Source organism: Bacillus sp. E214 (assembly GCF_008087365.1).
Taxonomy (GTDB): domain Bacteria; phylum Bacillota; class Bacilli; order Bacillales; family Pradoshiaceae; genus Pradoshia.
In genome coordinates this window covers 366,727-392,492 of record NZ_VENN01000001.1, presented here as the reverse complement: position 1 = coordinate 392,492, position 25,766 = coordinate 366,727, and the positions used below count along the sequence as shown (strand labels likewise).

General features: G+C 38.1%; 30 protein-coding genes. All 30 read right to left on the bottom strand.

The genetic code is table 11. The annotated features are described in order from the left end of the window. Positions 1–210: 210 nt before the first annotated feature. The 30 genes from frr to FHY47_RS01755 all read right to left on the bottom strand — a co-directional run bounded on the left by frr (position 211) and on the right by FHY47_RS01755 (position 25,754). Positions 211–768, bottom strand: a complete 558-nt coding sequence (gene frr / locus FHY47_RS01900) for a ribosome recycling factor (protein ID WP_148629579.1) — start codon at positions 766–768, stop codon at positions 211–213. Next, positions 768–1,493: a UMP kinase gene (gene pyrH, locus FHY47_RS01895; RefSeq protein WP_139891231.1), complete on the bottom strand. Its 726-nt coding sequence runs from the start codon at positions 1,491–1,493 to the stop codon at positions 768–770. The genes frr and pyrH overlap by 1 nt, the downstream gene beginning before the upstream one ends. Positions 1,494–1,645: 152 nt before the next feature. Next, entirely contained in the window at positions 1,646–2,530 is an 885-nt protein-coding gene (gene tsf, locus FHY47_RS01890) for a translation elongation factor Ts (RefSeq protein WP_066100367.1), read from the bottom strand. A gap of 131 nt (positions 2,531–2,661) precedes the next feature. After that, a complete protein-coding gene (gene rpsB, locus FHY47_RS01885) occupies positions 2,662–3,426 on the bottom strand; it encodes a 30S ribosomal protein S2 (protein ID WP_066100370.1) in 765 nt (254 codons plus the stop codon). Positions 3,427–3,581: 155 nt separating this feature from the next. After that, positions 3,582–4,112, bottom strand: a complete 531-nt coding sequence (locus tag FHY47_RS01880) for a hypothetical protein (RefSeq protein WP_148629578.1) — start codon at positions 4,110–4,112, stop codon at positions 3,582–3,584. Positions 4,113–4,123: 11 nt separating this feature from the next. After that, positions 4,124–4,438 carry a hypothetical protein gene (locus tag FHY47_RS01875; RefSeq protein WP_066100375.1) on the bottom strand — a complete coding sequence of 105 codons (315 nt, stop codon included), beginning with the start codon at positions 4,436–4,438 and terminating at the stop codon, positions 4,124–4,126. 16 nt (positions 4,439–4,454) lie between these two features. Then, on the bottom strand, positions 4,455–5,789 hold the full coding sequence (locus FHY47_RS01870; RefSeq protein WP_148629577.1) for a flagellar assembly protein A: 1,335 nt from the start codon (positions 5,787–5,789) through the stop codon (positions 4,455–4,457). Positions 5,790–5,813: 24 nt separating this feature from the next. Then, entirely contained in the window at positions 5,814–6,587 is a 774-nt protein-coding gene (locus FHY47_RS01865) for a FliA/WhiG family RNA polymerase sigma factor (RefSeq protein ID WP_139891233.1), read from the bottom strand. A gap of 108 nt (positions 6,588–6,695) precedes the next feature. Continuing rightward, the gene (locus FHY47_RS01860; protein ID WP_148629576.1) at positions 6,696–7,199 is read right to left on the bottom strand and encodes a chemotaxis protein CheD; all 504 of its coding nucleotides are present in this window, start codon (positions 7,197–7,199) and stop codon (positions 6,696–6,698) included. Further along, the gene (locus FHY47_RS01855) at positions 7,196–7,834 is read right to left on the bottom strand and encodes a chemotaxis protein CheC (protein ID WP_148629575.1); all 639 of its coding nucleotides are present in this window, start codon (positions 7,832–7,834) and stop codon (positions 7,196–7,198) included. The genes FHY47_RS01860 and FHY47_RS01855 overlap by 4 nt, the downstream gene beginning before the upstream one ends. A gap of 18 nt (positions 7,835–7,852) precedes the next feature. After that, a complete protein-coding gene (locus tag FHY47_RS01850) occupies positions 7,853–8,314 on the bottom strand; it encodes a chemotaxis protein CheW (RefSeq protein WP_139891235.1) in 462 nt (153 codons plus the stop codon). A 29-nt stretch (positions 8,315–8,343) separates the two neighbouring features. Then, entirely contained in the window at positions 8,344–10,383 is a 2,040-nt protein-coding gene (locus FHY47_RS01845) for a chemotaxis protein CheA (protein WP_148630230.1), read from the bottom strand. A gap of 12 nt (positions 10,384–10,395) precedes the next feature. Then, entirely contained in the window at positions 10,396–11,490 is a 1,095-nt protein-coding gene (locus FHY47_RS01840) for a protein-glutamate methylesterase/protein-glutamine glutaminase (RefSeq protein WP_148629574.1), read from the bottom strand. 3 nt (positions 11,491–11,493) lie between these two features. Next, positions 11,494–12,357 carry a MinD/ParA family protein gene (locus tag FHY47_RS01835; protein WP_187393411.1) on the bottom strand — a complete coding sequence of 288 codons (864 nt, stop codon included), beginning with the start codon at positions 12,355–12,357 and terminating at the stop codon, positions 11,494–11,496. Then, complete coding sequence (flhF, locus tag FHY47_RS01830; RefSeq protein WP_148629572.1) at positions 12,350–13,522, bottom strand: flagellar biosynthesis GTPase FlhF; 1,173 nt, start codon at positions 13,520–13,522, stop codon at positions 12,350–12,352. The genes FHY47_RS01835 and flhF overlap by 8 nt, the downstream gene beginning before the upstream one ends. Next, entirely contained in the window at positions 13,519–15,555 is a 2,037-nt protein-coding gene (gene flhA, locus FHY47_RS01825; protein WP_066100412.1) for a flagellar biosynthesis protein FlhA, read from the bottom strand. Before flhA ends, flhF begins: the two co-directional genes overlap by 4 nt. A 111-nt stretch (positions 15,556–15,666) precedes the next feature. Next, positions 15,667–16,749 (bottom strand): flagellar biosynthesis protein FlhB, encoded by a 1,083-nt coding sequence (gene flhB / locus FHY47_RS01820; protein ID WP_148629571.1) that lies wholly within the window; start codon positions 16,747–16,749, stop codon positions 15,667–15,669. A 1-nt stretch (position 16,750) separates the two neighbouring features. Then, the gene (fliR, locus tag FHY47_RS01815; protein WP_066100420.1) at positions 16,751–17,527 is read right to left on the bottom strand and encodes a flagellar biosynthetic protein FliR; all 777 of its coding nucleotides are present in this window, start codon (positions 17,525–17,527) and stop codon (positions 16,751–16,753) included. Between the two features lie 3 nt (positions 17,528–17,530). Then, positions 17,531–17,800 carry a flagellar biosynthesis protein FliQ gene (gene fliQ / locus FHY47_RS01810; RefSeq protein WP_066100423.1) on the bottom strand — a complete coding sequence of 90 codons (270 nt, stop codon included), beginning with the start codon at positions 17,798–17,800 and terminating at the stop codon, positions 17,531–17,533. A gap of 15 nt (positions 17,801–17,815) precedes the next feature. Further along, positions 17,816–18,481: a flagellar type III secretion system pore protein FliP gene (gene fliP / locus FHY47_RS01805; protein ID WP_066100426.1), complete on the bottom strand. Its 666-nt coding sequence runs from the start codon at positions 18,479–18,481 to the stop codon at positions 17,816–17,818. After that, positions 18,474–19,160 carry a flagellar biosynthetic protein FliO gene (locus FHY47_RS01800; protein ID WP_254654688.1) on the bottom strand — a complete coding sequence of 229 codons (687 nt, stop codon included), beginning with the start codon at positions 19,158–19,160 and terminating at the stop codon, positions 18,474–18,476. The genes fliP and FHY47_RS01800 overlap by 8 nt, the downstream gene beginning before the upstream one ends. Before the next feature lie 24 nt (positions 19,161–19,184). After that, the gene (locus FHY47_RS01795; protein ID WP_139891240.1) at positions 19,185–19,547 is read right to left on the bottom strand and encodes a response regulator; all 363 of its coding nucleotides are present in this window, start codon (positions 19,545–19,547) and stop codon (positions 19,185–19,187) included. A gap of 16 nt (positions 19,548–19,563) precedes the next feature. Beyond that, entirely contained in the window at positions 19,564–20,790 is a 1,227-nt protein-coding gene (gene fliY, locus FHY47_RS01790; RefSeq protein ID WP_139891241.1) for a flagellar motor switch phosphatase FliY, read from the bottom strand. Then, positions 20,787–21,779: a flagellar motor switch protein FliM gene (gene fliM, locus FHY47_RS01785; protein ID WP_139891242.1), complete on the bottom strand. Its 993-nt coding sequence runs from the start codon at positions 21,777–21,779 to the stop codon at positions 20,787–20,789. Before fliM ends, fliY begins: the two co-directional genes overlap by 4 nt. A 45-nt stretch (positions 21,780–21,824) precedes the next feature. After that, positions 21,825–22,241: a flagellar basal body-associated protein FliL gene (fliL, locus tag FHY47_RS01780; RefSeq protein ID WP_139891243.1), complete on the bottom strand. Its 417-nt coding sequence runs from the start codon at positions 22,239–22,241 to the stop codon at positions 21,825–21,827. After that, a complete protein-coding gene (locus FHY47_RS01775; RefSeq protein WP_139891244.1) occupies positions 22,231–22,452 on the bottom strand; it encodes a flagellar FlbD family protein in 222 nt (73 codons plus the stop codon). The genes fliL and FHY47_RS01775 overlap by 11 nt, the downstream gene beginning before the upstream one ends. A 46-nt stretch (positions 22,453–22,498) precedes the next feature. Continuing rightward, positions 22,499–23,290, bottom strand: coding sequence for a flagellar basal body rod protein FlgG (flgG, locus tag FHY47_RS01770; RefSeq protein ID WP_148629570.1), 792 nt, complete (start codon positions 23,288–23,290; stop codon positions 22,499–22,501). Between the two features lie 83 nt (positions 23,291–23,373). Further along, the gene (locus FHY47_RS01765) at positions 23,374–23,763 is read right to left on the bottom strand and encodes a TIGR02530 family flagellar biosynthesis protein (RefSeq protein ID WP_139891246.1); all 390 of its coding nucleotides are present in this window, start codon (positions 23,761–23,763) and stop codon (positions 23,374–23,376) included. A gap of 18 nt (positions 23,764–23,781) precedes the next feature. Next, positions 23,782–24,417 carry a flagellar hook assembly protein FlgD gene (gene flgD / locus FHY47_RS01760; RefSeq protein WP_225983672.1) on the bottom strand — a complete coding sequence of 212 codons (636 nt, stop codon included), beginning with the start codon at positions 24,415–24,417 and terminating at the stop codon, positions 23,782–23,784. An 11-nt stretch (positions 24,418–24,428) separates the two neighbouring features. Then, positions 24,429–25,754, bottom strand: a complete 1,326-nt coding sequence (locus tag FHY47_RS01755) for a flagellar hook-length control protein FliK (protein ID WP_148629569.1) — start codon at positions 25,752–25,754, stop codon at positions 24,429–24,431. Positions 25,755–25,766: the final 12 nt, after the last annotated feature.

The following is a 25,766-nucleotide window of genomic DNA, read 5'->3' as shown; positions in this document are numbered from 1 at the left end:
TAGTACAAATTCCATAACCTATCATACCACATTTAATTGTCACAAACATTTCTGTTTGTATGTTTGTTTCCTGGCAGCTTTATGGATTTCTAACAGTTAACCTTTTTGGACACACTGTATGATTCTGTTATTATATAATTTCGTCACCTAATACATACTAGGTGTAACAAAAAAGCCCCTTTAGATAAAAGGGGCTTTATGATATAAAAATCAAACTTCCATGATTTCCTTTTCTTTATCTTTAGCAAGAGCATCGATTTTCGCGATATGATCATCCGTCATTTTTTGAACGTCATCAGAATATCCACGAAGTGCATCTTCTGTAATTTCCCCGTTTTTCTCAAGCTTTTTAAGGTCATCATTACCATCACGGCGTACATTACGAATCGCAACTTTCGCTTCTTCAGCTTCCTTCTTCACTTGTTTAACAAGGTCACGACGACGTTCTTCAGTTAGTGCAGGAACACTTAAACGAATAATATTACCATCGTTCACTGGGTTAAGTCCAAGATCAGATTTCAGAATTGCCTTTTCAATATCACCAAGAATGGTTTTGTCATAAGGTGTAATAACCAGCATACGAGCTTCCGGAACGCTGATTGACCCAAGCTGATTTACAGGTGTAGGTGCTCCATAATAACTTACAGTCAATCTGTCTAAAAGGGATGCACTAGCACGACCTGCACGGATAGAGGCTAATTCTCTGGAGAATGCCTGAATTCCTTTATTCATCTTTTCCTTCGTATTGTCTATAACTTGTTTTGCCATTATTCTTTCCCCCTAACAATAGTACCTATAGTTTCACCCATAACGGCACGTTTAATATTTCCTTCTTCCATTATTGAGAAGACAATTAGTGGAATGTCATTATCCATACATAAAGATGATGCTGTGGAGTCCATTACAGATAAACCATCCTTAATTAAATCAAGATAAGAAAGTTCATCATATTTTACGGCACTGCTATCTAATACAGGGTCTGCACTATATACACCATCAACATTATTTTTACCCATGAGAATGACATCTGCTTCTATTTCGGCAGCCCGTAAAGCTGCTGTCGTATCTGTAGAGAAATACGGATTTCCAGTACCTGCAGCAAAGATAACCACACGTGTTTTCTCTAAATGGCGGATTGCTCTGCGACGGATATAAGGCTCAGCTACTTGTCTCATTTCAATAGATGTTTGGACACGTGTCTCAATCCCTTGTTGTTCCAAACTATCCTGAAGCGCAAGTGAATTCATGACTGTTGCAAGCATTCCCATATAATCGGCAGTTGCACGGTCCATTCCAAGTTCACTGCCTGTTTTACCGCGCCAAATATTTCCGCCACCAACCACTACTGCGACTTCTACACCAAGCTCCGCAACTTCTTTCACTTGTTTAGCAACTGAAAAAATTATGGTTGGGTCAATCCCAAATCCTTGAGCACCGGCAAGTGCCTCTCCACTTAACTTTAATACAACTCTTTTATACTTTACGCTGCTCATAGTAACCTCCACCGTCATTAGTTATCGATCTATCACAAGCTTTAATAGTCGATATCCTCATCTAATACTCTGTTTATTTTAAGGAAATGTATTCTTGAAAAATAGGGAACACAACGTGTCCCCTATTTTTATGCTATACACATGTAATTAGATTAGTCTTTTTTAATTTGGCTCATTACTTCTTCAGCGAAGTTATCTTGTTTCTTCTCGATACCTTCTCCTACTTCGTAACGTACGAACTCAACGATTGTAGCGCCATTTGCTTGTACAAATTGACCAACTTTTTGATCTGGATTTTTAACGAATGTTTGATCCAGTACACAAATTTCTTCAAAATATTTACCTAGACGGCCTTCAACCATTTTCGCAACGATTTTTTCAGGTTTTCCTTCGTTTAATGCTTGTTGTGTTAGAACTTGACGCTCATGTTCAACTTCTTCAGCAGTAACTTGGTCACGTGATACGTATTTAGGGTTTAAAGCAGCGATGTGCATAGAAACATCTTTCGCAACCGCTTCTTCAGTTGTACCTTCAACGATAGTTAATACGCTGATACGTCCGCCTTGGTGGATGTAAGCTCCGAAAGCTCCGTTTTCAGGTTTTGTTTTGATTTCAAAACGACGAAGAGTGATGCGCTCACCAATTTTTGCAATAGCAGCATTGATGTGGTCAGCAACAGTTGCACCGTTAGTCATTGTTTGAGTTAAAGCTTCCTCAACATTTGCAGGTTCATTTGTTAAAAGATGTGCAGCCAATTCTTTTACAAGAGTTTGGAATGCTTCATTTTTAGCAACGAAATCTGTTTCAGCATTTACTTCAAGGATAACTGCTTTATCGCCTTCAACAACGATAGAAGTTAAACCTTCAGCAGCAATACGATCGCCTTTTTTAGCCGCTTTCGCAATACCTTTTTCACGAAGGTAATCGATTGCTTTATCCATGTCACCGCTTGTTTCTTGTAGTGCTTTTTTGCAGTCCATCATACCTGCACCAGTTTTTTCACGTAATTCTTTAACCATTTGAGCAGTAATAGCCATTTGGTCTTCCTCCTTTATATCATCCGATAAAATCAGTATGTAGCAGTGTGCGAATCCGTATACACCACTCTATTTTATTTCAAAAAAAGGTGATAAAAGGCACTGTCCTCTTATCACCTTTAAAAAATCAATTAAGCATTTTCAACTGTAGTTGCTTCTTCTGCTTCAACAGTTTCTTCAACTACTGTTTCTTCTGCAACTGGAGCTGTTTCTTCACCTTGTTTACCTTCAAGGATAGCATCAGCCATTTTACCAGTAAGCAATTTAACAGCACGGATTGCATCATCGTTTGCAGGGATTACATAATCGATTTCATCCGGATCACAGTTTGTATCAACGATACCTACGATTGGAATATTCAATTTATGAGCTTCCGCAACAGCGATACGCTCTTTACGTGGGTCAATGATGAACAATGCATCAGGGATTTGTTTCATATCCTTGATACCGCCTAAGAATTTTTCAAGACGCTCTTGTTCTTTTTTCAATTGAATAACTTCTTTTTTAGGAAGAACTTCAAATGTTCCGTTTTCTTCCATTTTTTCGATTTCTTTAAGACGTGCAATACGTTTTTGAATTGTTACGAAGTTTGTTAATGTACCACCTAACCAACGTTGGTTAACATAGTACATACCAGCACGGCCAGCTTCTTCTTTTACAGAATCTTGAGCTTGCTTTTTAGTACCAACGAAAAGCATAGTACCGCCATCAGCAGCCAAGTCTCTTACGAAGTTATAAGCTTCTTCTACTTTTTTAACCGTTTTTTGAAGGTCAATAATGTAGATACCATTACGCTCCGTGAAAATATATTTTTTCATTTTTGGGTTCCAACGACGAGTTTGGTGCCCGAAGTGTACACCTGCTTCAAGCAGTTGTTTCATTGAAATTACAGACATGTTTGTTCCTCCTATGTTTTGTTTTTCCTCCGCTCAAATCATTTTCAGGCTGAAACTGTAGGTTTACAGCACGATCAGTCCAAATCCTCAAGCGTGTGTATTAACACCATGTCATAATATAGCATAATCTCAGCATACAATCAAGTCTTTTTACTTTACTTTTGATTTAATTTAAATAAAAGGTCAATTTCTGTTTTGCCACGGCCCATTTTTTTTGCAATTTCCTCAATTGTTTTCCCTTGATTCTTCATATTCTGGGCCTCAGCCAATATAGGGACTCGTTCTAAATCTTGGTCGATAACATCTGATTCCGTTTTTTCTTCCTTAAGATGATTCGTAACGGATTGCCGGCTCGTATTTTCGTAGGCATTCCGTGCACTCTGCTGTCTATATCCATTTGGTAACCCTGTCATAGTGTGATCTATTTTCTCTTCTTGATCAGATAGCTTTCGAGGTCCTTCAGTGCGTGATATCTTACCAGTATCACCCACAAACAACTGTTTAATTTCATCGTTTTCTTCCTTCATTTCGATTATAAACGTATGGATTAGTTCCTCAACTTCTTTTTGATATTCTTTACATTCCTTCTCGAATTGAATAAGACGATTCTGCCTCAAATAAAGGATAACAATTGCTAAAACAGCCACAATATTGACCATGATGCTTACTATGAGTATAAATGTCATTTTGTCTCCTCTTATCCCGAAAAATCTATTCTCTTTCCCTTATAAGGTTGGGTTTCTGCTTGCGAAAAGGCAGAATGATTTTTAGTAGATTCATCATTCTGCCGCCGTTTTTCCTGCTGCCGGCCCTTGGAATGATTATTCCAATCAACCGAGCTATTCTTTTCTTGCCTAAGTACTGTTTCATTTTTTGCTCTTGTACTCTTTTTTTCCTGTTCGGAAGCATGCTCAATCAGTTGTTGACTACGATTCTGCAACAGCTCCTGGATTTTACCTGCATCCTGCGTTCTGGGTATTGCAACTTGCAATTCAATCGCTTTTAAACTCATGATTCATTGCCCCCTTTTAGAGCGGATAAACAGATACCTCGTTTCCCTTATCAGTAAATCTCACTGACTGGTAATTTTGATTCAGAGGCATGCTATACTTACCCATTTTTATATAAAGATTAGGGTAGCATGCACCGTTAATAATTAATTCCTCATCGATTTGCAGCTCATAATCTAACATTAATCTCTCTTGCTTAAGTTTTTTCATTTCATCCACTAAAAAATCTTTTGTTTTCCTTTGTTTTTCCAGCAAAAGAGCATCCTTTTTGTCATTCGATAACCTTGTTTTTTCTTCAAGCTTCACAGCTATATACGAGAGTTTCGAGAGTGTTTTTTGCATTTTTTGATAACGAGAATCCAAATCCTGCTTAATCATTTCAATTGCATCATTATTTCCGATATGTATTTCAGTACGTGTATAGTGTAAATTCCCTGCATCCATCAGTTCCACTCTCTTGCCAGCCCTTAAAACTCCGCCTATTAGATGTCCTTTTTTACAGGTTACAGATTTCATGGAAGTTACAAAACTATGGAGAATAGCATGTTGAATAATGATATTACCGCTTGATATTACATTTGCATAGTTTATGTATAAGGCGTATAGATCTCCGCCTGTTCGAATACTGCAATTCTTTTCCCCAGTAATTCCGCCCTTGACAATAACCGAGCCGCCAACATTAATGTCTGATCCCTCAATCATACCGAAAACTTTTAAATCGCCACCGCACGAAATCGTATAACCGACGGGTATATTGCCCTCAATATACACATTTCCAACAAAATCAATATTGCCTACCTCCAGGCTCAAATCTCCTTTTACATAAAAAACAGGATTAACCTGTATAGTATGACCTACTATACTGATTTGTCCGTTAATCGTTGAATAGAGGCTTGATTCATGTTCAATGACATTGGGTCCCAATTTATAGACGGCTCTTTTGCCTGGTTTCGGTTTGATTTCATTTCCGAAAATATCCATTCCAAATAGACCATAAGTTGGTTGAGATGCAGCCGCAATTTTATCTCCTGTAGAGATGGATGGGATATCCATTACATTTCGGAAGTTAAACAGTTGCTCCCCTGTGTCTATTCCCTTTGTATATTCGAGTTTTAATTCTCCATCCTGTCCGTTTTCCGGTAATTTCCCTTCAGCAATCAATAAAGGAAAAACAACCTGCTCCGTATTCAGTAAATGTACTTTTGTTTCCTTTTTTATGCCAAAGATAATCGGCAAAGAAACAAGCCATTCATCTATTTGTCTATCAGAAACCGATTGTGCCTGATTCCCTATAGGTATAATCCAGGCCTTCATTTTATCTTGGGAAACCTCTAGTTTATATGGAAAATCCATTATTCCACTCCCAAACCAATAGCTTTAGCGGTAGATTGTTTTTGCTAATAACTCTTTTAATTTAAATAGTGCACGTGAATGTATTTGTGAAATTCTCGAAGTCGATAGCTTCAAAATGTAGCCGATCTCTGTAAGAGTCAGCTCCTGCCGATAAAATAAGTCCAACACTAATTGTTCTTTTTCACTTAGCCTATGAATGAGGTCTCCCATCTCTTTGAGCAATTCTTTTTTAACAAGGGCTTCTTCAGGAGATAGCATGCGCTCGTCTTTCACTGTATACGATTGCGCTTCCTGTTCCGAGTGAGTATCATGCGGCTGTTCATCCATTGATAAAATATTGGAAAAGAAATTCTCATTCGTGATTTTGACAACCTCATCCTCTGTAATCCCTAATTCTTCGGCAATTTCAACAGGTGTGATATTACGCATATTCTTCTGCTCTAACGCTTCTATAGTCGAATCTATTAATTTTGCTTTTTCTCTCGTACTTCTTGGCAACCAATCTTCTTTACGCAATCCATCTATAATGGCTCCCCTAATTCGAAAGGAAGCATAGGTCTCAAATTTTAAATCACGGGATGGGTCGAATTTTTCTAAAGCATCAAATAGACCCATATTCGCTAAACTTCTTATATCATCTCTATTCACATTTTTAGGCAGGTTCACTGAAATTCGTTGTACATGATAACTGACCAATGGCAAGTATTTTTTTGCCAATATGTCTCCAGCCTGCGCGTCCCGGCCTTCAAGCCATTTATGCCAATACGTCTGTTCTTCACCGGTATTCACTTGAGACATTTTGACCCTCCCCTTAGTTGGTTTATTATGGTAATTAAATTATAACAAAAAACAACAGATATACATCCGACAAATTTCCCTTAATTTCGCTCTTTACCGAATGAAAACTTAAATAGAGCAGGAACCCTGATTAACCGTACGAATGTGCAATATACTTGTAATCGGATTAAATTCAATTGTTCTTCCACTGTTTCTGCCAACATCTTCAGCAATTATCTGGATATGATTTTCCATAAGCTGAATTTTCACAGCATCTACATTTCGCGGTCCGATTCTCATCAGATCACTTCCTGAACTGAATTGAAACATTTGCGCTCCACCTGCAAGTTTTGCCTTGAGCAATTGACTTTTTATTCCCTTATTCTTGAATTGTTTAATAAGCTCTGGTATTGCAGTATCTGCATATTTTGCTTTATTAAATGTTTTACCTCTGGCAAGTGAGGAATCCGGCAGCATAACATGAACCATTCCTGCTATCTGTTGAGATGGGCAGTAAAGGACAACACCAACACAAGATCCAAGACCGGCTGTTCTAATAATGGAACCCTTATAAGCAAAATTCATATCTGCAATTCCAACGCGGATAATTTCCTGTTCGTGACGAGGATTCATTCCATATTCACTCCCAATGTGGAAAAGAGTGTATCAAATGATTCAGGATCAGGCAGTAAGAAAAAGTGCCCATTTACATCTTTTTCTTCCCTACTATCAGACTCGGTAAAATCCGTATCAATGATAATCGCATAATCGCCAACTTGGGAAAATTCCAGTAATCCATACCCGAGCAAGGCTCCCACCATATCAATCCCCAGCACAGGAACAGAAGGATATATTTTTATACCAGTAAAATCAGACAAGGAAGATAAATACGAGCCAGATAGAATATTGCCCATTTCTGTCAGGGCAGATAAAGAAATTTCATCATCCAATGAATGATCAAAGGAAAATTGATTGGAACCGGTCATTTGGTTAATAAATCTGGTTGCCTGCGATAAAGAAAGGATAAAATACATATTGCCGGTGATGTCACCTTCTATTCTCATGTAAACACTGGCTACAACATTATCCGCTCCTCCTGCAAGCTCCATTGTTTCGTCAAATGTTGCAATTTTCACGGAAGGGACACTCATCATAACCGGTTTGTTCACTAATAGAGATAAAGCAGTCGCAGCATTACCTGCACCGATATTACCAATTTCCTTTAAGGTATCCAGTTGGAGATGTGTTATGGAATCCAGATATGACATGTCCTGCCCGCCTTCTTCCTATATAGATTGTGTTGTTCCAAGTACTTGTAAAATTCGTTCGAGTTTGATTAATATCAACAAACGTTTATCAACCTTCACAACGCCATTTATAAAATCAATCTCCTGCATACCGATAACTTTAGGCTGCGGTTCAATTAAATCAGCCGGAAACTCTAAAACATCCCTGGCTGAATCAACAATCAATCCCACTTCAAATTCATTAAAGGAAATAATGATAATCCTTGAAGACTCATCATATTCTTTTTGCTCTAGGCCAAACCGCATTCGAAGGTCAATAATCGGTGTAATCGTCCCTTTAAGATTAATTACTCCCATCACAAAGGGTTCTACACCCGGAACTCTTGTAATAGTTGATACTTTTTCGATAGACAGCACATACTCGACAGGTATTGCATATTCTTTATTCACTAACTCAAAGACTATAACTTTCTGCATCTGTCTATTATCATTGTCAGCCATATAAACTCCTCCTTATCTTACAGCCCTGCTTACTTAACAAGAGAATTGCAATCTATAATCAATGCAACTTGACCATCCCCGAGAATCGTAGCTCCTGAAACAGCGAAGACAGAATTTAAGTAATTACCCAATGATTTTAAAACGATTTCCTGCTGACCAATGAATGAATTGACAACTAACCCGGCCATCTTGTCTCCATTACGCACAATTACTAATAACAAAAAGTCTTCCTCCTCCCGACAAACAGGGATAGAAAGAATTGAATGCAGATACACGAGCGGGATAATCTTACCTCTAAAGTCAATGACATCTTGATTATGTGATCTTAATACTTCTTCTCTTTGGACGATATACGTTTCAATTATGGAAGATAAGGGAATTGCGTACTTTTCATCCTGAACTTCAACTAGCATGACTGATATGATTGATAAGGTAAGTGGCAATTTCACAGAAAAAATAGATCCATATCCTAGGCGTGAATTAATAGACACACTTCCACCAAGAGATTCGATGGTATTTTTCACAACATCTAAGCCAACCCCCCGGCCTGATATATCAGAAATCTCCTTAGCTGTGGAAAAACCCGAAGCGAAAAGAAGTTCGTTTTTTTGACGTTCTGTCATGATTTCAGCTTGTTCTTCTGTAATAATTCCTTTATCCACTGCTTTTGTTACAACCACATCTGTATTAATACCAGCGCCATCATCTTCTATTTCTATAAAAACGTGGTTGCCACTATGATAAGCCTTCAGGATGACTGTACCCTCTTCAGGCTTGCCCTTGTCCCGTCTAGCTTCCGGTGTTTCAATACCATGATCCAAAGCGTTTCGTAAAAGATGCAGCAGAGGATCACCAATTTCGTCAATAACAGTCCGGTCTAACTCCGTTTCCGCACCAATAATTTCAAGACGGATGTGTTTATTCAGATTACGCGCAAGCTGCCTGACCATACGCGGAAACCGATTAAAAACTGTTTCTACTGGTACCATCCTCATATTTAGGATTATTGTTTGCATATCACCAGAAATTCTTGTCATATGTTCAACTGTTTCAAACAGCTCTGCATCTTTTAAATCCTTCGAAATTTGTTCGAGTCTTCCGCGATCAATCACTAACTCTTCAAATAGATTCATTAATATGTCAAGGCGCTCAATATTGACCCGTATCGTCTTACTATGAGCCACTGCAGTATTAACAGAGGAAGCTTTTTCATCTTCCTTACCCTTTACCTGCTTTGTTGAATGCACCTGCAGCTGATTCGCATTTTCCAGATCCTTTGTGGCTTTATATTCCTGATCCTTAGATGTCTTATTCGGCACCAGCGAAACTCGTACAGACTCAAGCTCTGATACTTTTAAGATTCTCTGTTCGATATCTATTGCAGATTGTTTTGATAGGATCGTTGCCGTAAACTCCTGCCCAAAATCTTCTTCCTCAAGAACATCGACGGGAGGAACCGACTTAATTACTTCTCCCAGTTCAGCAAAAATTTCATAAACCATAAAAACACGGACTGCTTTTAAGATACAATCATCATTTAAAATCACCTTAACAGAGTAAGCTTTAAAGCCTTGGTCGATTGATTGTTCCATGACCGCCCATTCGTATTCGTCATAAATATCCGCACGGGATTCCATTTCTACCGGAGCACCAGGATGTTCTCTATCTGCAGAACCTATCATAACGATTTGACCTGCTACTATGTTTTCTAATTTTTCTATTGTTAAAGAGACATCTCTTTTTCCGTTTCCACCATCTGCAACCGATAAAACCATTGCTTCCAAATCATCAACAGCTAAAAATACAATGTCTAAAATGTCGGTATTAACTTTTATTCGCTGATTTCGGATCTCATCCAACACATTTTCCATTTGATGAGTTAATCGTGCTAAATCATCAAAACCCATTGTCGCAGACATTCCTTTTAATGTATGGGCTGACCTAAAAATTTCATGCACAATCATGACATCATCAGGATTTTTTTCGAGCTCCAATAATAGTTCATTACAAGTTTGTAAGTGTTCCTTGCTTTCTTCTATAAAAACCTCTAAATATTGATCTAAATCCAAGCTCATTTACCTTCACCTCTCACCCTTACAAATTTCATTCAATACTCCAGCTATATGACCCAGAGGAATTATTTCATCCACCAATCCCGTAGCGATTGCCGCTTTTGGCATACCATAGACCACACAAGTTTCTTCAGATTCAGCAATAATTCTGGACTTTTTAAACTTTCTTAAATTCATAATTCCCTTCGTACCATCTGATCCCATACCTGTCATAATAACGGCTACACATTCGTATACAGGGGGCAGTTCGGAAACTGAATCAAACAAGACATCCACCGATGGACGGTGGCCATTAACGGAATTAGTTTTATCCAATTTGGCAATCAGCACACCAGCTTGAACTGAAGCTTTTAAATGAAATCCACCAGGTGCAATATAGGCTGTTCCATTACATAAAATTTCTCCCTCTTCAGCTTCCTTCACAGTTATTTCTGACAACTCATTTAGTCTCTCAGCCAAGTGTTTTGTAAACCCTTCCGGCATATGCTGTACAATGAGAATAGGTACCGTAATCTTTTTAAGTAATGGCAATACGGTATACAGTGCTCGCGGTCCTCCCGTCGAGGTTCCGATACAAATAATTTTTTGCAAGGGAACATCCGTATTTTTTTCTTTGACATTTTCAGTCAGATTCAGTTCCTGTGAAATTTCAGCGATTGGCGGCACATTCATCAGGCGATTATTTTGGTCAAACACGCTCATATTTACTTTGGCAGCCTCTTTCACTTTCTGAATCATTAGACTCTTAATTCTGTGTAAATCCTGTGAAAATGAACCAGAGGGCTTTTCGATAAAATTGACTGCACCAAGCTTCATGCTCTCCATAATCATATCTACACCCGATCTGTTAGTACCGGAAAGTATAACCACAGGCATTGGATTTTTTTCCATGATTACCTGCAATGTCGTTATACAGTCCATTACAGGCATTTCTATATCCAGTGTAATGACATCAGGTTTCAGCTTTTCCATTTTCAAAAGCCCATCTGCTCCATTTCTAGCAATGCCCACCACTTCAATTTGTTCATCTTCTTGTAAAAATTCAGTTATCAACTTTCTCATAAAAGGTGAATCTTCAATGATTAGAACTTTAATAGCAGCCAAATCTTAAGCCTGCCTTTCGAAAAGAAAATTCTTCATCTTTTTCATAAACGAAGCAGGTGAATTGCCCTCTTTATCCACGCTTCCCATATACTGAGCAATGATTTTGTTTAGTGCTTCACTAGATGGAGCCCGAGAATTCAAGAGGATAAATGGAATTTGTCTTATGACTGCTTTTTGTACCGTTTTATCATCTGGCAAAATCCCAAGTGCCAAGATTTCTTTATGTAAAAACTGTTGCGCAGCTCTCGTTAAACGTAAAATGACCTCATTGCCTTCTTTCCGGCTTGAAGCCCGGTTACAGAGAAGATAGAACGGTGCATCCGTTCTGCTAACAAGATATTTCATTATGGAATAAGCATCCGTTATTGCCGTTGGCTCTGGTGTTGTAATATAAATCAATTCATTCGCAGAAACGATAAATTGCAAGGATTGTTCTGATATTCCCGCACCCATATCCAAAATAATAAAATCATATTCTTCCAGAATGCTTTGAAATTGATGGCTAAAGTGAGCAAATTGTTTTTGATCCATTTTAAAAAAATTTGTTAAACCTGTACCCCCAGGAATATAATGGATTCCTTCAGGCCCAGCAGAAATAGCCATCCTTAGAGGGATCCCCTCATTAAAATGATTTGCTATTGTATATCTGCCCGTTTGGCCTATTAAGATATTGATATTTCCCATTTCTACATCAATATCTATAATCAATACTTTTTTATTTTGCTTAGAGAGTCCAATTGAAAAATTTAATGAAAAATTGGATTTACCGACTCCGCCTTTTCCACTTACAACTGCAATTACTTTGGCAGATGGCTCTTCTTTTTTATATTGTATCTTTTGTCGAAGCAGTTCCGCTTGGTCATACATATAAATGACCTCCACATACCATTTTGACAATTTTGTCCGGGGTGGCAGCAATAATATCATCGGGAACATCTTGTCCATTTGTCATATAAATAACTGGAACATGATGTTTAAGAATAAAATTCACCACGGAACCATGATAGGCAGTTTCATCTAATTTGGTAAAAATAGCTCCGTGAATGGGTATTATGGAAAACTGGTTATAGATCGCTGTCATATCAATCTCTTTGGAAGTAGCGGAAAGGACAAGATATGTCTCCATATCGATATTAAAATCAATCAGCCCTTTAAGTTCCTCAACAAATTCCTGATTTCGAAAATTTCTGCCTGCTGTATCTATAAATACATGATCGTAATGGGCAAAACGCTCAGCAGCTTGTTTAAAATCATCACTGTTATACGCCACTTCGACTGGTACTCTCAATATCTCTGCATATGTTTTCAATTGTTCAATAGCTGCGATTCGATAGGTGTCCGTAGTGATGAACGCAATTTTTTTATTATGCTTAATCACATATTCAGCTGCAATTTTTGCAATTGTAGTGGTTTTCCCAACACCAGTCGGACCTACAATATTTATATATTTTCTCTTAAATAATTGCTCACCATTAACGGAAAAATTCTTTAATTGTTCAAGTAAGTAGATATGGACCAGCTCTGATAGGTCCGCCTTAGTCATTTCAGCAGACCTTTGATTATTCCTCCATTTTCCCAATAGATACTCCATCAGTTTGTCGATTATATGCTTATCCAACTCCATTACAACAAGCTGATGGTGTAATTCTCTTAATGGATCTGGAAAGTGATTGTATTTGGATTCTAGTGATAACATTTGTTTCATATCGTGCAATTTTTTAAGTATTTCATTAGATGGGTTATCGATATCTTTTTTTGTTGAATTGGAAAATTGAACAGGTTGTTCAATTGATTCCTTTTTTATGGATGGAATCGTATCTTTATTTACCTTCGTGAATGTTGTTTTTTTACTTTCCACTGAATCGGTATCCAATGCGGCAATCACTTCAAATGATTTCTTTTTAAATAGACCAAGAATACCATTGCTATTGACTACTTTTGAATTTAATATGACGGCATCATTTCCAAATTCCGCCCGTATTTTACTCATCACTTCTTGCATGGATATCCCTGTAAACTTCTTCACATTCATTCAGCATTCACCACCCCTACACTTTGTACCTCTATATTTGCTTCCAATTCGTTATATGATAGTACCGGAAGCTGCGGGAAATATCTCTCTGTCAGCTGGCGCACATACATCCTTACAGCTGGTGAACATAACAATACAGGTGCCTGATCAAGTAAGGCATGCTCCTCAAGCTTTCCTGCTACTGATTCAAGGATTTTCTGTGAGTTAGTCGGATCTAGCGATAGATAATTACCTTGTTCTGTCTGTTGAACACTGTCGGCAACGATTTTTTCAACTCTTCCAGAAAGAGTTAACACTTTTAAATTATCACCCGTTACATATTGGTTTGTGATTTGACGGGCAAGTGCCTGTCTAACATATTCCGCTAAAATGTCAGTATCATTTGTCATCCTTCCAAAATCAGCTAAGGTTTCAAAAATAACTGGTAGGTTCCTAATTGAGACCTTTTCTCTCAATAATTTAGCCAGAACTTTTTGTATATCACCTACAGATAAAGGATTAGGCGTAACCTCTTCTATTAAAATTGGTGCAGACTCTCTGAGATGCTCAATTAATTGTTTTGTTTCCTGACGCCCAATCAAATCAGCTGCATTTGTTTTAATGACTTCAGTAATATGTGTGGAAACAACTGATGGTGGATCCACAACGGTATAGCCTAGCATTTCAGCATATTCCTTGGTCTCTTCCGTAATCCACTTGGCCGGCAGCCCAAAGGAAGGTTCTATCGTATCAATTCCTTCAATAGAATCATCATCCATTCCTGGAGCCATCGCTAAATAGTGATCTAACAAAAGCTCACCCCTGGCCATTTCAGCACCTTTAATTTTCAGCCTATATTCATTAGGCTTAAGCTGAATATTATCTCTGATTCTTACAACGGGTATAACAAGACCCAATTCAATAGCAAGCTGCCTGCGAATCATAACCACCCTGTCCAAAAGGTCTCCGCCCTGATTGGCATCCGCTAATGGAATTAACCCATAACCGAATTCAAACTCAATCGGATCAATACTGAGAAGACTAATGACGCTTTCCGGACTTTTCATTTCTTCCGCTTCTGCGGTATCATCTGGTTCCAGTTCAGAAACAGTGCTTTCTTTTTGTTGAATAGATGTAGCTTTATAAGCCCCCAAAGCCAATAGACCAGAAATAAATAATGTTAGAAAATTATTAATCGGTGTAAAAAGCCCTAATAACAGAATAGTTCCGGCAGCAATATACAGCATTTGTGGATAAGCAAAAAGCTGAGATGTAATATCTGAAGCAAGATTGCCATCTGATGCTGCTCTCGTCACGATAATACCTGTCGCAGTTGAGATCAGTAAGGCTGGCACCTGACTGACAATCCCGTCCCCTACAGATAAAAGTGAAAATTTCACAGCCGCCTCACCAAATGATAAATCCATTTGCATAACACCGATAATCATTCCGAATATCAGGTTGATTAAGACAATAATAATACTGGCTATGGCGTCACCTTTAACAAACTTGCTGGCACCATCCATCGAACCAAAAAAATCAGCTTCTCTCGACACCTTATCACGTCTGGTTCTCGCCTCTTGTTCAGAAATCATTCCGGCATTTAAATCGGCATCAATACTCATTTGTTTACCTGGCATTGCATCAAGCGTAAATCGGGCTGCCACCTCTGCTACACGTTCAGCCCCTTTTGTAATGACAATGAATTGAATAATGATTAAGATTAGGAAAACGACCAATCCAACGATCACTTGACCGCCAACTACAAAGTCACCGAATACATGAACGACTCCACCGGCATCCCCGTGTGTCAGGATTGCTCTAGTCGTAGAAATATTAAGGCCGAGTCTAAATAACGTGAGGAGCAACAGTAAGGAAGGGAAAATAGAAAATTGCAAAGGTTCCTGTGTATTCATTGAAGTCAATAATACTAATAAGGCAAGAGAAATATTGACCATGATTAAAAAACTTATCAACCATGTTGGTAAAGGGATAATTAACATGGCTACAATCATTATGACGGCTATTAAAACTGATAAATCTCTTGCTCGCATGCTACTTCTCTCCTAACGGGTAATTAATAGAACGTGAATCTATCAATATCTTAGATTAATTATGCTAACTATAATCAAACGGCAAAAATGATATCAGGCTAATCATATTTCCTACGACTTGCCTTTCAGTTTATAGACGTACGCAAGAATCTCAGCCACTCCTTTGTAAAACTCTTCAGGGATTGCCTGACCGATATCTGCCTGATTGTACAATGCTCTTGCTAATGGTCTGTTTTCCATCATCGGAATATCATTTTCTTTAGCGACAAGCTTTATTTTCTGGGCAACAAAATCCAGCCCTTTTCCTACTACATATGGTGCATCCAGCTGATTTTCGTCATATTTTAAAGCAATCGCATAGTGGGTCGGATTCGTAATTACTACATCAGCTTTTGGTATCTCCTGCATCATTCTCGACATGGCCATTTCTCTTTGTTTTTGCTTGATTCGAGACTTTATTATCGGATCTCCTTCGATTGTTTTATACTCTTGTTTAATTTCCTGTTTAGACATTCGAATGCTCTTTTCAAAATCGAAACGTTGATAAAGATAGTCCAACAGGGCTAAAAACAATAAAGCTCCCGAAGCAAACAAACCGGTTTTGACTGTAATATCTGCAAGTGTAATTAAGGATGCCCCCATCGTTTTAGTTGAAAGCATCATAATTTCATCCAACCGCGACCAAATAGAATAAAAGGTTATAACTCCAATGACCGAAATCTTTAATATAGATTTGAGCATTTCGACGAGCGCTCTCATTGAAAGAATCCGTTTAAACCCTTTTATTGGGTCAATTTTTTCAAGCTTAAATTGTATAGTTTCGGTTGAAAACATGGCTCCTACCTGCGCAAAATTAGCGATAATTCCGGCTATAAAAGCCGCTAACATAATAGGTCCCAAGATAATAGCCATTTGTTTAAGAAGTTCAATAAACATTAAATATAAATCCGCTTCTGAATATGAGAAGGTAGCAGATAGATTGATTGGATACTTAAAAATAGCTAGTAATCTATCTTTTAAAAAACCACCTGCTATATATAAAATGAGAAATACCCCTAACAAAACAACTGCTGTATTGATATCCTGACTTTTGGCAACCTGCCCTTTTTTCCTTGCATCCTGTCTTTTTTTAGGAGTAGCCTTCTCTGTTTTCTCCCCCGAAAAAAATTGCAAATCCAGTTTTAGTAGGCTCATTCTAACTTCCTCCAAGCAGATGCATAAGTGAACGCATTCCTTCCAATGTTGTATTCAAAAGCCCTTTTACCAGAAGTAAGATGGTTCCCATCGTAATAGTTAACAAAATTAAACTGACAAATATTTTGATTGGAAAACCAATAACAAATATATTCATTTGCGGCACCGTTCTTGCTACAATACCTAGTGCTATATCTACCAAAAACAAACTTCCAACAATTGGGATAGACATTTGAAAAGCAATGATAAATGACTGTGTAAAGAATTGAATCATCAATGTGAGGATTTGCTCATTTCCAAACGGAAGAAAATCTGTTGACAAAGGGATGAATTCATAGCTGTAAAAAATTCCGTCCAATAACAAATGATGTCCGTCAATCGCCAGCAAAAAAAGGAGTGCAAATGTATAAAGATATTGACCCATTAAGGGACTTTGAACCCCTGTCTGCGGATCAATGACATTAGCCATTGAAAAGCCCATCTGAAAATCAATGAATCCTCCGGCTGTTTGAACAGCTGAGAACATCATATACGCAAAAAAGCCAATCATTAATCCGACTAAGGCTTCTTTTAACACCAATAAAAGATATAAACCGTCAATTTCAAAGCCTGGAGAAGATACCGTATAATACATAATCCAGGCGAGCAGAGCACTGATTCCTAAGCGATGCTGTGCAGGAATCGTTCTATATGAAAAGATAGGCATTGTAATAAAAAAGGATGCAAGACGTACAAAAATCAATAAGTATACACTAAATTTGGGAACAATCTCTTCCATAGCCTATCCTACAAACTTCGTTAGATTATTAAAAATGTCAGCCGTGTAAGAGAGCATTTTACTCAGCATCCATGGCCCAAAAAATACAATGCCCAACAAAACAGCGACGATTTTCGGAATAAAAGCTAACGTTTGCTCCTGGATTTGTGTGGTCGCCTGAAAAATACTGACAATTAAACCAATCCCAAGAGCTAGGATCAGTAAGGGAGCACTTATGATTAATACAGTATAAATCCCCTTTTCAGCCAACGAAATTACTGCTTCTGATGTCATCTTTCTCTCACCTGCCTAAAAACTTTGTAATAAAGATTTAACAACTAAATACCATCCATCGACCATCACAAACAGTAAGATTTTAAAGGGTAATGAGATCATGACCGGCGGTAGCATCATCATACCCATGGACATTAGAACACTCGCCACAATCATGTCTATCACCAGAAATGGGATAAAAATCATGAAGCCAATTTGAAAGGCTGTTTTCATTTCACTGATCGCGAATGCAGGTACCAGCGTAGTTAAAGAAATATCTTCAATTGATTCAGGTGTATCCGCCTTAGAATATTCCAGGAATAGCTGTAAATCCTTTTGCCTTGTATGTTTACTCATAAACTCCTTAAAGGGCCCTGCTGCCTTTTCATATGCTTCTTCCAGCTTTATTTCATCCTTAAAAAGCGGTTGAAGCGCCTCATCATTCACTTCAGATAAAACCGGTGCCATTACAAAAAATGTAATGAAGAGCGATAATCCGATCAACACTTGTGTAGGGGGCATTTGCTGTGTCGATAAAGCTGTCCTTACAAAGCCCAGAACAATAACAATTCTTGTAAAACAGGTCATTAAAATTAAAATGCTTGGTGCAAGAGAAAGAACCGTTAATAACAGGAGCAGCTTAACTGATGTAGAAACGGTATCGGCATCCCCACTGCTAAAGAGAGTCATTAAGTCATTCATCTCGGTGTGTTCCTTTCTTGCTTATTTCTTTTGTAATCTGTTTGCGGTCTTCCTTTAGTTGTTTCAACTGTTCATTAAATTGACTTTTGAACGACTTCTCCGTTTGCCTGGAAGTTTTTATTTTCCATTTATCAATGAGCTTGCCTGCAAGGTCCATTGGGGCAATCTGAGTTTCTAATTTCTGATTATGTTCTTCAATTAGCTTGCTGTATTCTTCCTTATCATCAATCACATTGAGTAATTGAACCGAGTCTCCAACACCTACAATGTAGATTTTCTCCCCAACCCTTACCATCTGGACAGAGCGATTTCCACCTAACGGAGTCCCTCCCAGGTTTTCAATAGTTTGGCCGTGCTGATATCCACGATTCTTTTTATTAATGACGCGCAGAAGAATGTACATTAATCCAGCAACAAATAGTAGGGCGAATACCATTCTAAAGATATCTCCAATTGTAATTCCAATGTCATTTGTCTCATTTTCAGCTGAATCAGAGATACTGTTATTATTGGTCTGGTCGATATCCCCTGTCTCTGTCTTACGATCTTTAGTATTGTAATAACTGTCCACACTTTGGCTGCCATTGTCTGGCGCTGCATTTACTGCAATTTCTTTGAATGGTGCAGTAATGGCAAAACACAAAATGAAGAAAAGAATAACCTTTATATAGCTTGGCATCCGTTGCACGTTTACTTCCCCTCTTTACGATAAAGCTTTGCTGATTGCCTCCAAAACTCGGTCAGCTGCAAAAGGTTTTACAATAAAATCCTTTGCACCTGCCTGAATAGCATCAATAACCATTGCCTGCTGACCCATTGCCGAACACATAATAACCTTGGCATTTGGATTGATTTTGCGTATTTCTTTTAATGCTGTAATTCCGTCCATATCTGGCATCGTAATATCCATTGTGACCAAATCAGGATTTGTTTCTTTATATAGCTCAATAGCCTGATGACCATCCGCTCCTTCTCCCACAACATCATATCCATTCTTAACCAGGATATCTTTAATCATCATTCTCATAAATGCAGCATCATCGACTACTAAAATTTTGTGTGACATTCTTTCTTCCCCCAGCTTACTTTAATTTTTTCAGACGGTCAGTTCGGCTAATAATATCTGTAACCCGAACACCAAAATTTTCATCAATTACAACGACTTCTCCTTTGGCAATCAAACGCTTATTCACCAAAATATCGACCGGTTCACCGGCTAATTTATCCAATTCAATAATAGATCCTGATGATAGCTCAAGAATTTCTTTGACGGACCGATTCGTTCTTCCCAGTTCTACGGTTACCTGCAAAGGAATATCCAATAACATATTGAGGTTATTAACCTCTTTTTCATCTAACCGCTGCGTGTGCTCAAATTCAGAAAACGTGGCAGGCTGTACCTGAACCGGCTGGCTATAGGGAGCAGAATTCGTTCCTAGATATTGATTGCTTTGCATATTTATCTCTGTTTTACCTCCCAACAGTGCGTCGTTGATGTGCTCCGCTTGATACGATTGATCAGATGCCGTTTTAGCTACTCTCTCATTACTGGTTCTCACAGTTGGTTCCACTCCACTCATAGAATAGGCAGCTGGTTGATTCTGTTTAATTGTCTCTCCCATCTCAGGAGAAGTTTTCTTCATCAATTCATCTACTAAACTTCTGGCAAAATGCGCAGGCAATAATTGCATGATATAGGAATCTATTAAGTTCCCTATCGTTAATCTAAAAGACACTTTCACAAGCAAATCAGCTTTTGGAAAAACATCATGTCCAGAGCCTTCCATTAAATCTATAAGCTCTATGGATGGAGGCGAGATATCTACACGCTTATTAAAAACAGTCGACATGGAGGTTGCAGCAGAACCCATCATTTGATTCATCGCTTCCTGTACAGCGCTTAGATGAATCTCAGATAAATCCTCAGCTGGAGAATGCCCATCTCCACCCAGCATGAGGTCAGCAATAATAGCAGCATCTGTTTGCTTTATGACCAACAAATTAGAACCAATAAAACCATCTGTATATTCCACCTGAATGGCTACATATGGCTGTGGAAATTCTTCCACTAATTTTTCACTGGCAACTATAGAAACGCAAGGTGTCGTAATATCCACTTTGTGATTTAATAGTATAGATAAAGCAGTTGCTGAGCTTCCAAATGATATATTGCCAATTTCACCAAGAGCATCCTGTTCCATTGATGAAAAATAATCACCTATCGCTGGTGAAGCAGGAAACACTTCCTGATTAGAACTATCTAATAATGCATCAATTTCTTCCTGAGTAAGTCTTTCATTGTTCATCATTCTAAGCTTCCCCCTTTCAAGTTCTCCAATATTTGAATGCCTATCTTCTTATTTACCTTTCCTGCCTGTCCAAGGAATTTAGGAACATCTCCTATGGACAACACGATTGGGCTGTCTATTGGCTGACCTAATTCAATAACATCCCCCACAGTTAGATTTAAGAAGTCTTGGATTAAAATATCAGCAGTTCCCAATTGAGCAATCAGGGGTAACTCTGCTGTTCGAACTTGTTGTTCTATCGCTTGTACTTCATTTGGTTCTCTTTTCTTTTTGTTTGTATGCATCCAATAATGTACAGATAAATTAGGAATAATAGGCTCTAATACTACATGCGGTATACATATATTTATCATCCCGCTAACTTCACCGATTGTAATATTTAATGAAATTACAACCACCGTATCATTTGGGGAAACCATCTGTAAGAATTGTGGATTAACCTCAAACTCTGATAGCTCCGGGTTTATATCGGCTATGTTAGCCCACGCTTCCTTTAGATTCTCAAATGCACGTTCAAATAGATTGGACATAATTTTGGTTTCTATCTCTGTGAGGCTCTCAACTTTATTAAGACTTGAACCTCTGCCGCCTAATACACGATCGAGCATGGTATAAGCGATAATCGGATTAACTTCCATCAAGATTCGTCCATCTAAAGGAGGAACCTCAAAAACATTCATAATCGTCATTTTAGGAATTGAACGTATAAATTCTTCATACGGAAGCTGATCAGCTGTCGCAACATTGATATTGACATACGTGCGTAACTGCGCTGAAAAATAAGTGGTCAGTAAACGAGCAAAATTCTCATGTATTCTTGTTAAATTTCGAATTTGGTCTTTCGAAAACCGTAAAGCTCTTTTAAAATCATAAACTCTTACTTTTCTTTCATTCTCTTCCTTTTTCAATTCATCTGCATCCATTTCACCTGTTGAGAGGGCAGATAATAATGCATCAATTTCATTCTGTGATAAAACCTCGCCAGACAATCGAATCACCTCCGTAGTTTCAGATACTTTTATGTCCGTCGCTTTTTATTGGAGAATAGACGAGGTAGTATAAACTTGAATAACCTTACCTTCCTGCATCAACTCATTCACTTGTTCCTTAAGTTTATTTTCAAATTCCAGTTTGCCCTTTTTATCATTCAGTTGTTCAGCTTTCATCTCAGATAATTCTTTAATGACAATGTCATTTACTTGGAAAATTCTTTTTTCTAATTCCTCTTTTGCCTTTTTACCGTCTGTTTCCATCATATACGTTACTCGAATTAACGTATTATCCGTTAAGTTAGTCGTAATTTCCGGTATTTCAACAGAATATTTAATAACCTCATCAATACTCGGTTCTTTATCTGCAGAGTCGCCTGTGTAATTCATTAACACAACAACCGCGATGATCCCCAGCAAAGAAATAGCTGACAAAAATAAAAGTATTAATTTATTCTTCATCGGTATCCTCCCGGTTCTGCTGATGTCCTAAAACGTTTATGCTGCGATAAAAATGATTAATCATCTGTATAAGTTCTCTTTCCTCAGTTGCGACGATTAACTTTTTTCCATTGGTAAGTGTTATAGTCGTATCTGGATTTGCTTCTACAGACTCTATGAATAATGCATTTAAAAAGTATTTTTTTCCGTTCAATTTGGTTACCTGTATCATAATTGGGAGGGCTAAAGGATTTCTTTAGCCCCTGCCTCCTTTACCATTACCTTTTCAAATTAACTAATTCCTGAAGGATTTCATCAGATGTTGTGATAATGCGGGTATTAGCCTGAAAACCACGCTGTGCCACAATCATATCTGTAAATTCTTCAGATAAATCCACATTTGACATTTCAAGTCGACCTGATGTCAGTTTCCCTCTACCTTCGGTGTCTGCTGTTCCTATGTCGAGTACCCCAGAATTTGCAGATGCTTGAAATGTATTATTACCCGCCTTCGTTAATCCGGCCGGGTTAGTGAATTTAGCTACTCCAATTGTTGCTATAGTGTCACTAGCTCCATTTGCATCGACACCCGTTATTTCGCCGCCCTGTCCAATACTGAAGCTGACTATATTTTGCGGGATAGTGATCTCCTGTTCGTCTATATCTAGAACCTTAAATCCTTCACTTGTCACAAGTGCCCCATCCTGATCTAAATAAAAATTCCCTGCACGTGTATATGATTGTTGATTTCCATTTTTAACTACGAAATATCCATCACCTTCAATAGAAAAATCCAGTGTTCGATTCGTCGTTTGGGCACTTCCCTGTGTATCAATATTATCAATCGAAGCCAGTGAGCTTCCGAGGCCTACCTGAATAGCATTCGTACCGCCCTTATCAGCAGTGGCTCCGCTGGCACCCGAAACAGTTTGGCTCATAGTATCTTTAAATGTAACCCTGCCTTTTTTAAAGCCATATGTGTTCACATTTGCGATGTTATTACCGATTACATCCAATTTTGTTTGGAAGTTTTTTAATCCGCTAATGCCAGAATACATGGAACGTAACATATTATTATTTTTCCCCTTTCAGCTTGGCTGTATCAGTCGATCAACAGCCTGGCTTCCTCTCATGAGGTCCAGCCATCCAGTTTTTATTTTAAAATGATTGCCCCATTAATATTTGTGAAAATTTGGGCTCCCGCTTCGTCTCTATCCATTGCAGTAATGACCGTATTATTTTTTGCATTTACAATGAGGGCTGCATGATCCATCAACACCAATGAATCATTTAAACCCTTGCGCCTTGCTTCAGCCAATTTTACTTCCAGCTGGCCCCATTGATGTTCATCTATCTGTAAATTTCGTTGTTGGATGCGCTGTTGGGCATGCTTGCTGATTGTAATACCTTTATTTGCAGCGTCCAGTTCAGGCCTAAGAAAGCTTTCAAAAGAATCATTTCCACTTTTCATTTGGTTTTTTTGCGCACCTTTAAGTGGATTGGCAATTGGCACTTGTGGCCTGAATATAATTTTTTGATCCATTGACTTCGCCTCTTATCTTTATCCTACTTTAATCAACTGATTGAGAAGCAGAGAGGTTTTCGCTTCATCATTCACCTCTAGTTTAACTTTTCCGTCTCTTTGAAAGACCGAAGATACTTCTGCCGTGTGTTCTTCCCCTTTATCATCCAGCCAAGTCACTTGTTTCCCTATTAGACGACTCGCTTCGGCAAGATTATTGCCCTCTGATAGCTGATTTATGGAAGAAATATTTGCAGGCTCTAATACAGTCCCGTCTTCTAGAATAAATTTCACACTCTCATCAACAAATTGGATGGATTTCACAACACCCTTTCCTTCCACAACCTCCGTGTCCCCACCTTCGTTATCTGGGTTGGCCAGTTTATGATAGGTCACTTCCTGCCCCACAAACTGCGAATAGGTGATTAATAGATTTTGATTTTGTGAGTTCACAAAGCTCTCTAACGTCGTATTCATATTCGTCATTTGCTCAAGACTTGAGAAGGTTGCCATTTGCGCTATAAAATCCGTATCGTCCATTGGACTGGTTGGATCCTGATTTTGTAGCTGTGTCAGCAATAATTTCAGAAAATCATCCTTATCCAGGTTATTTTTTACTTCCCTCGTTTGATTCTGTAAGGAACTATATAAAAGACTTGTATCAATCGTTGTCAAAATGACTCCTCCTATATTTCCTGATTAATGATTGATTCTTCCAGAACACTTGAAAATCCTGAAAATAATTCTTCATCATGATCCCTAACATTTTGATCTTCCTGATGTTCATGCTGATTTCTTCTCTCTTCAGAAGGAGATTGTTCCTGGAAGTGCGTATCCTGTGATTGTTCTAGGTCTATTTCGTCGAAATCAATTCCCTGTGCAGCCAATGAAACTCTTAGTCCTTGAATCTGAGATTCTAATAGCTCTTTTCCTTTTTGTGTATTGGCAATAATTTTGGCTACCAGCTGGCCGTCTTTTTGTATTAATTCAATTTGCAAGGTACCCAGGTTCTCCGGTGTCAATCGAACAAATAATCTTTGAACACCATTTTGGTTAGTAAAATTCGCTTTAGATAAGAGAGATTCAAATGATTTTATGAATTCATCTGCACCTACTGCTTGTCCACCTTTTTCAAGGGTCAAGACAGGACTCTGCTGCTGTGTTTGTAACTGAAGGTCTCCAATCATCACTGTTTGGTTTAACGGAATATCTGCACTTTTAGCAGACATAGGATTGAATCCGACAATGGAACCACCATTTTTAAAGTTTAATGAATAGGTTTTAGATTGCAGATTGTATGTGTTCATGCCTATATCTCTTAATGAAGCAGGATTGTTTTTTACATCAGACAGAATTGGTTTTTTTGTTTCATCCAAGGCTGTCAATTTGTATTTCCAGTTCATTAAAAGAGCATCTAATTGACCAACATTTTCTGCTCCTTTTTGATTGAACGTATGCTTATGGCTCATCACAACCAATTTTCCGAAATTCAACAGAGTAAGAAATGCATTTCTTTGATCATTTGTTAAACCTTCAAATGGTTTTGCTAACCCATTAGTTAATATGCCATTAAGTGTTTCAATATCATCTTCAACAGGAGGCAATTGAGTAAAATCGATCTCCTTAAATGTATCCTTTGAATCTAATAAATTCCTTAATGCCTCTTTAATTGCTTCAGAAGGATTTTCACCCAGAAGCTGTTGAATAAACTCTGATTCTGGAAGAGCTTCCTGGTTATTGGCTAGCAGCATATTTAACAGCTCAAATGCTCCTTCCAACTCTTCAAGTCCCTCTTTTTCCAGGAAACTCAAAGTATCATCTACTTCAACTCCATCATGCAGTATTTCATATACTGGATCCTCTGTTTTCTCTGCTTTGTCCAAGCTCTTTTCATCTTGGAGCATTTTATGAAAAGATTTATCCTGAGATTTTTTATTTATTTGCACTTGGTCATTAGGTAAAGCAGTTGTTTTTACATATTGGTTGTTAGGCAATACACCCATCTGATTCATTTATTCACCTCC

What these genes read in the sequence shown, in the direction of transcription:
- flgG (WP_148629570.1), bottom strand. Translation starts at nt 23,290, where the DNA reads ATGTTACGTTCCATGTATTCTGGCATTAGCGGATTAAAAAACTTCCAA.
- FHY47_RS01880 (WP_148629578.1), bottom strand. Translation starts at nt 4,112, where the DNA reads ATGACATTTATACTCATAGTAAGCATCATGGTCAATATTGTGGCTGTT.
- FHY47_RS01765 (WP_139891246.1), bottom strand. Translation starts at nt 23,763, where the DNA reads ATGGATCAAAAAATTATATTCAGGCCACAAGTGCCAATTGCCAATCCA.
- FHY47_RS01795 (WP_139891240.1), bottom strand. Translation starts at nt 19,547, where the DNA reads ATGTCACACAAAATTTTAGTAGTCGATGATGCTGCATTTATGAGAATG.
- FHY47_RS01755 (WP_148629569.1), bottom strand. Translation starts at nt 25,754, where the DNA reads ATGAATCAGATGGGTGTATTGCCTAACAACCAATATGTAAAAACAACT.
- FHY47_RS01835 (WP_187393411.1), bottom strand. Translation starts at nt 12,357, where the DNA reads ATGTATGACCAAGCGGAACTGCTTCGACAAAAGATACAATATAAAAAA.
- FHY47_RS01775 (WP_139891244.1), bottom strand. Translation starts at nt 22,452, where the DNA reads ATGATACAGGTAACCAAATTGAACGGAAAAAAATACTTTTTAAATGCA.
- FHY47_RS01870 (WP_148629577.1), bottom strand. Translation starts at nt 5,789, where the DNA reads ATGGATTTTCCATATAAACTAGAGGTTTCCCAAGATAAAATGAAGGCC.
- FHY47_RS01860 (WP_148629576.1), bottom strand. Translation starts at nt 7,199, where the DNA reads ATGAATCCTCGTCACGAACAGGAAATTATCCGCGTTGGAATTGCAGAT.
- FHY47_RS01875 (WP_066100375.1), bottom strand. Translation starts at nt 4,438, where the DNA reads ATGAGTTTAAAAGCGATTGAATTGCAAGTTGCAATACCCAGAACGCAG.
- tsf (WP_066100367.1), bottom strand. Translation starts at nt 2,530, where the DNA reads ATGGCTATTACTGCTCAAATGGTTAAAGAATTACGTGAAAAAACTGGT.
- flhA (WP_066100412.1), bottom strand. Translation starts at nt 15,555, where the DNA reads ATGCGAGCAAGAGATTTATCAGTTTTAATAGCCGTCATAATGATTGTA.
- flhB (WP_148629571.1), bottom strand. Translation starts at nt 16,749, where the DNA reads ATGAGCCTACTAAAACTGGATTTGCAATTTTTTTCGGGGGAGAAAACA.
- pyrH (WP_139891231.1), bottom strand. Translation starts at nt 1,493, where the DNA reads ATGAGCAGCGTAAAGTATAAAAGAGTTGTATTAAAGTTAAGTGGAGAG.
- FHY47_RS01850 (WP_139891235.1), bottom strand. Translation starts at nt 8,314, where the DNA reads ATGGCTGACAATGATAATAGACAGATGCAGAAAGTTATAGTCTTTGAG.
- fliQ (WP_066100423.1), bottom strand. Translation starts at nt 17,800, where the DNA reads ATGACATCAGAAGCAGTAATTTCGTTGGCTGAAAAGGGGATTTATACT.
- frr (WP_148629579.1), bottom strand. Translation starts at nt 768, where the DNA reads ATGGCAAAACAAGTTATAGACAATACGAAGGAAAAGATGAATAAAGGA.
- FHY47_RS01800 (WP_254654688.1), bottom strand. Translation starts at nt 19,160, where the DNA reads ATGCCAAGCTATATAAAGGTTATTCTTTTCTTCATTTTGTGTTTTGCC.
- FHY47_RS01865 (WP_139891233.1), bottom strand. Translation starts at nt 6,587, where the DNA reads ATGTCTCAAGTGAATACCGGTGAAGAACAGACGTATTGGCATAAATGG.
- flhF (WP_148629572.1), bottom strand. Translation starts at nt 13,522, where the DNA reads ATGAATGTGAAGAAGTTTACAGGGATATCCATGCAAGAAGTGATGAGT.
- FHY47_RS01855 (WP_148629575.1), bottom strand. Translation starts at nt 7,834, where the DNA reads ATGTCATATCTGGATTCCATAACACATCTCCAACTGGATACCTTAAAG.
- fliP (WP_066100426.1), bottom strand. Translation starts at nt 18,481, where the DNA reads ATGAATGACTTAATGACTCTCTTTAGCAGTGGGGATGCCGATACCGTT.
- fliY (WP_139891241.1), bottom strand. Translation starts at nt 20,790, where the DNA reads ATGATGAACAATGAAAGACTTACTCAGGAAGAAATTGATGCATTATTA.
- fliR (WP_066100420.1), bottom strand. Translation starts at nt 17,527, where the DNA reads ATGGAAGAGATTGTTCCCAAATTTAGTGTATACTTATTGATTTTTGTA.
- fliL (WP_139891243.1), bottom strand. Translation starts at nt 22,241, where the DNA reads ATGAAGAATAAATTAATACTTTTATTTTTGTCAGCTATTTCTTTGCTG.
- rpsB (WP_066100370.1), bottom strand. Translation starts at nt 3,426, where the DNA reads ATGTCTGTAATTTCAATGAAACAACTGCTTGAAGCAGGTGTACACTTC.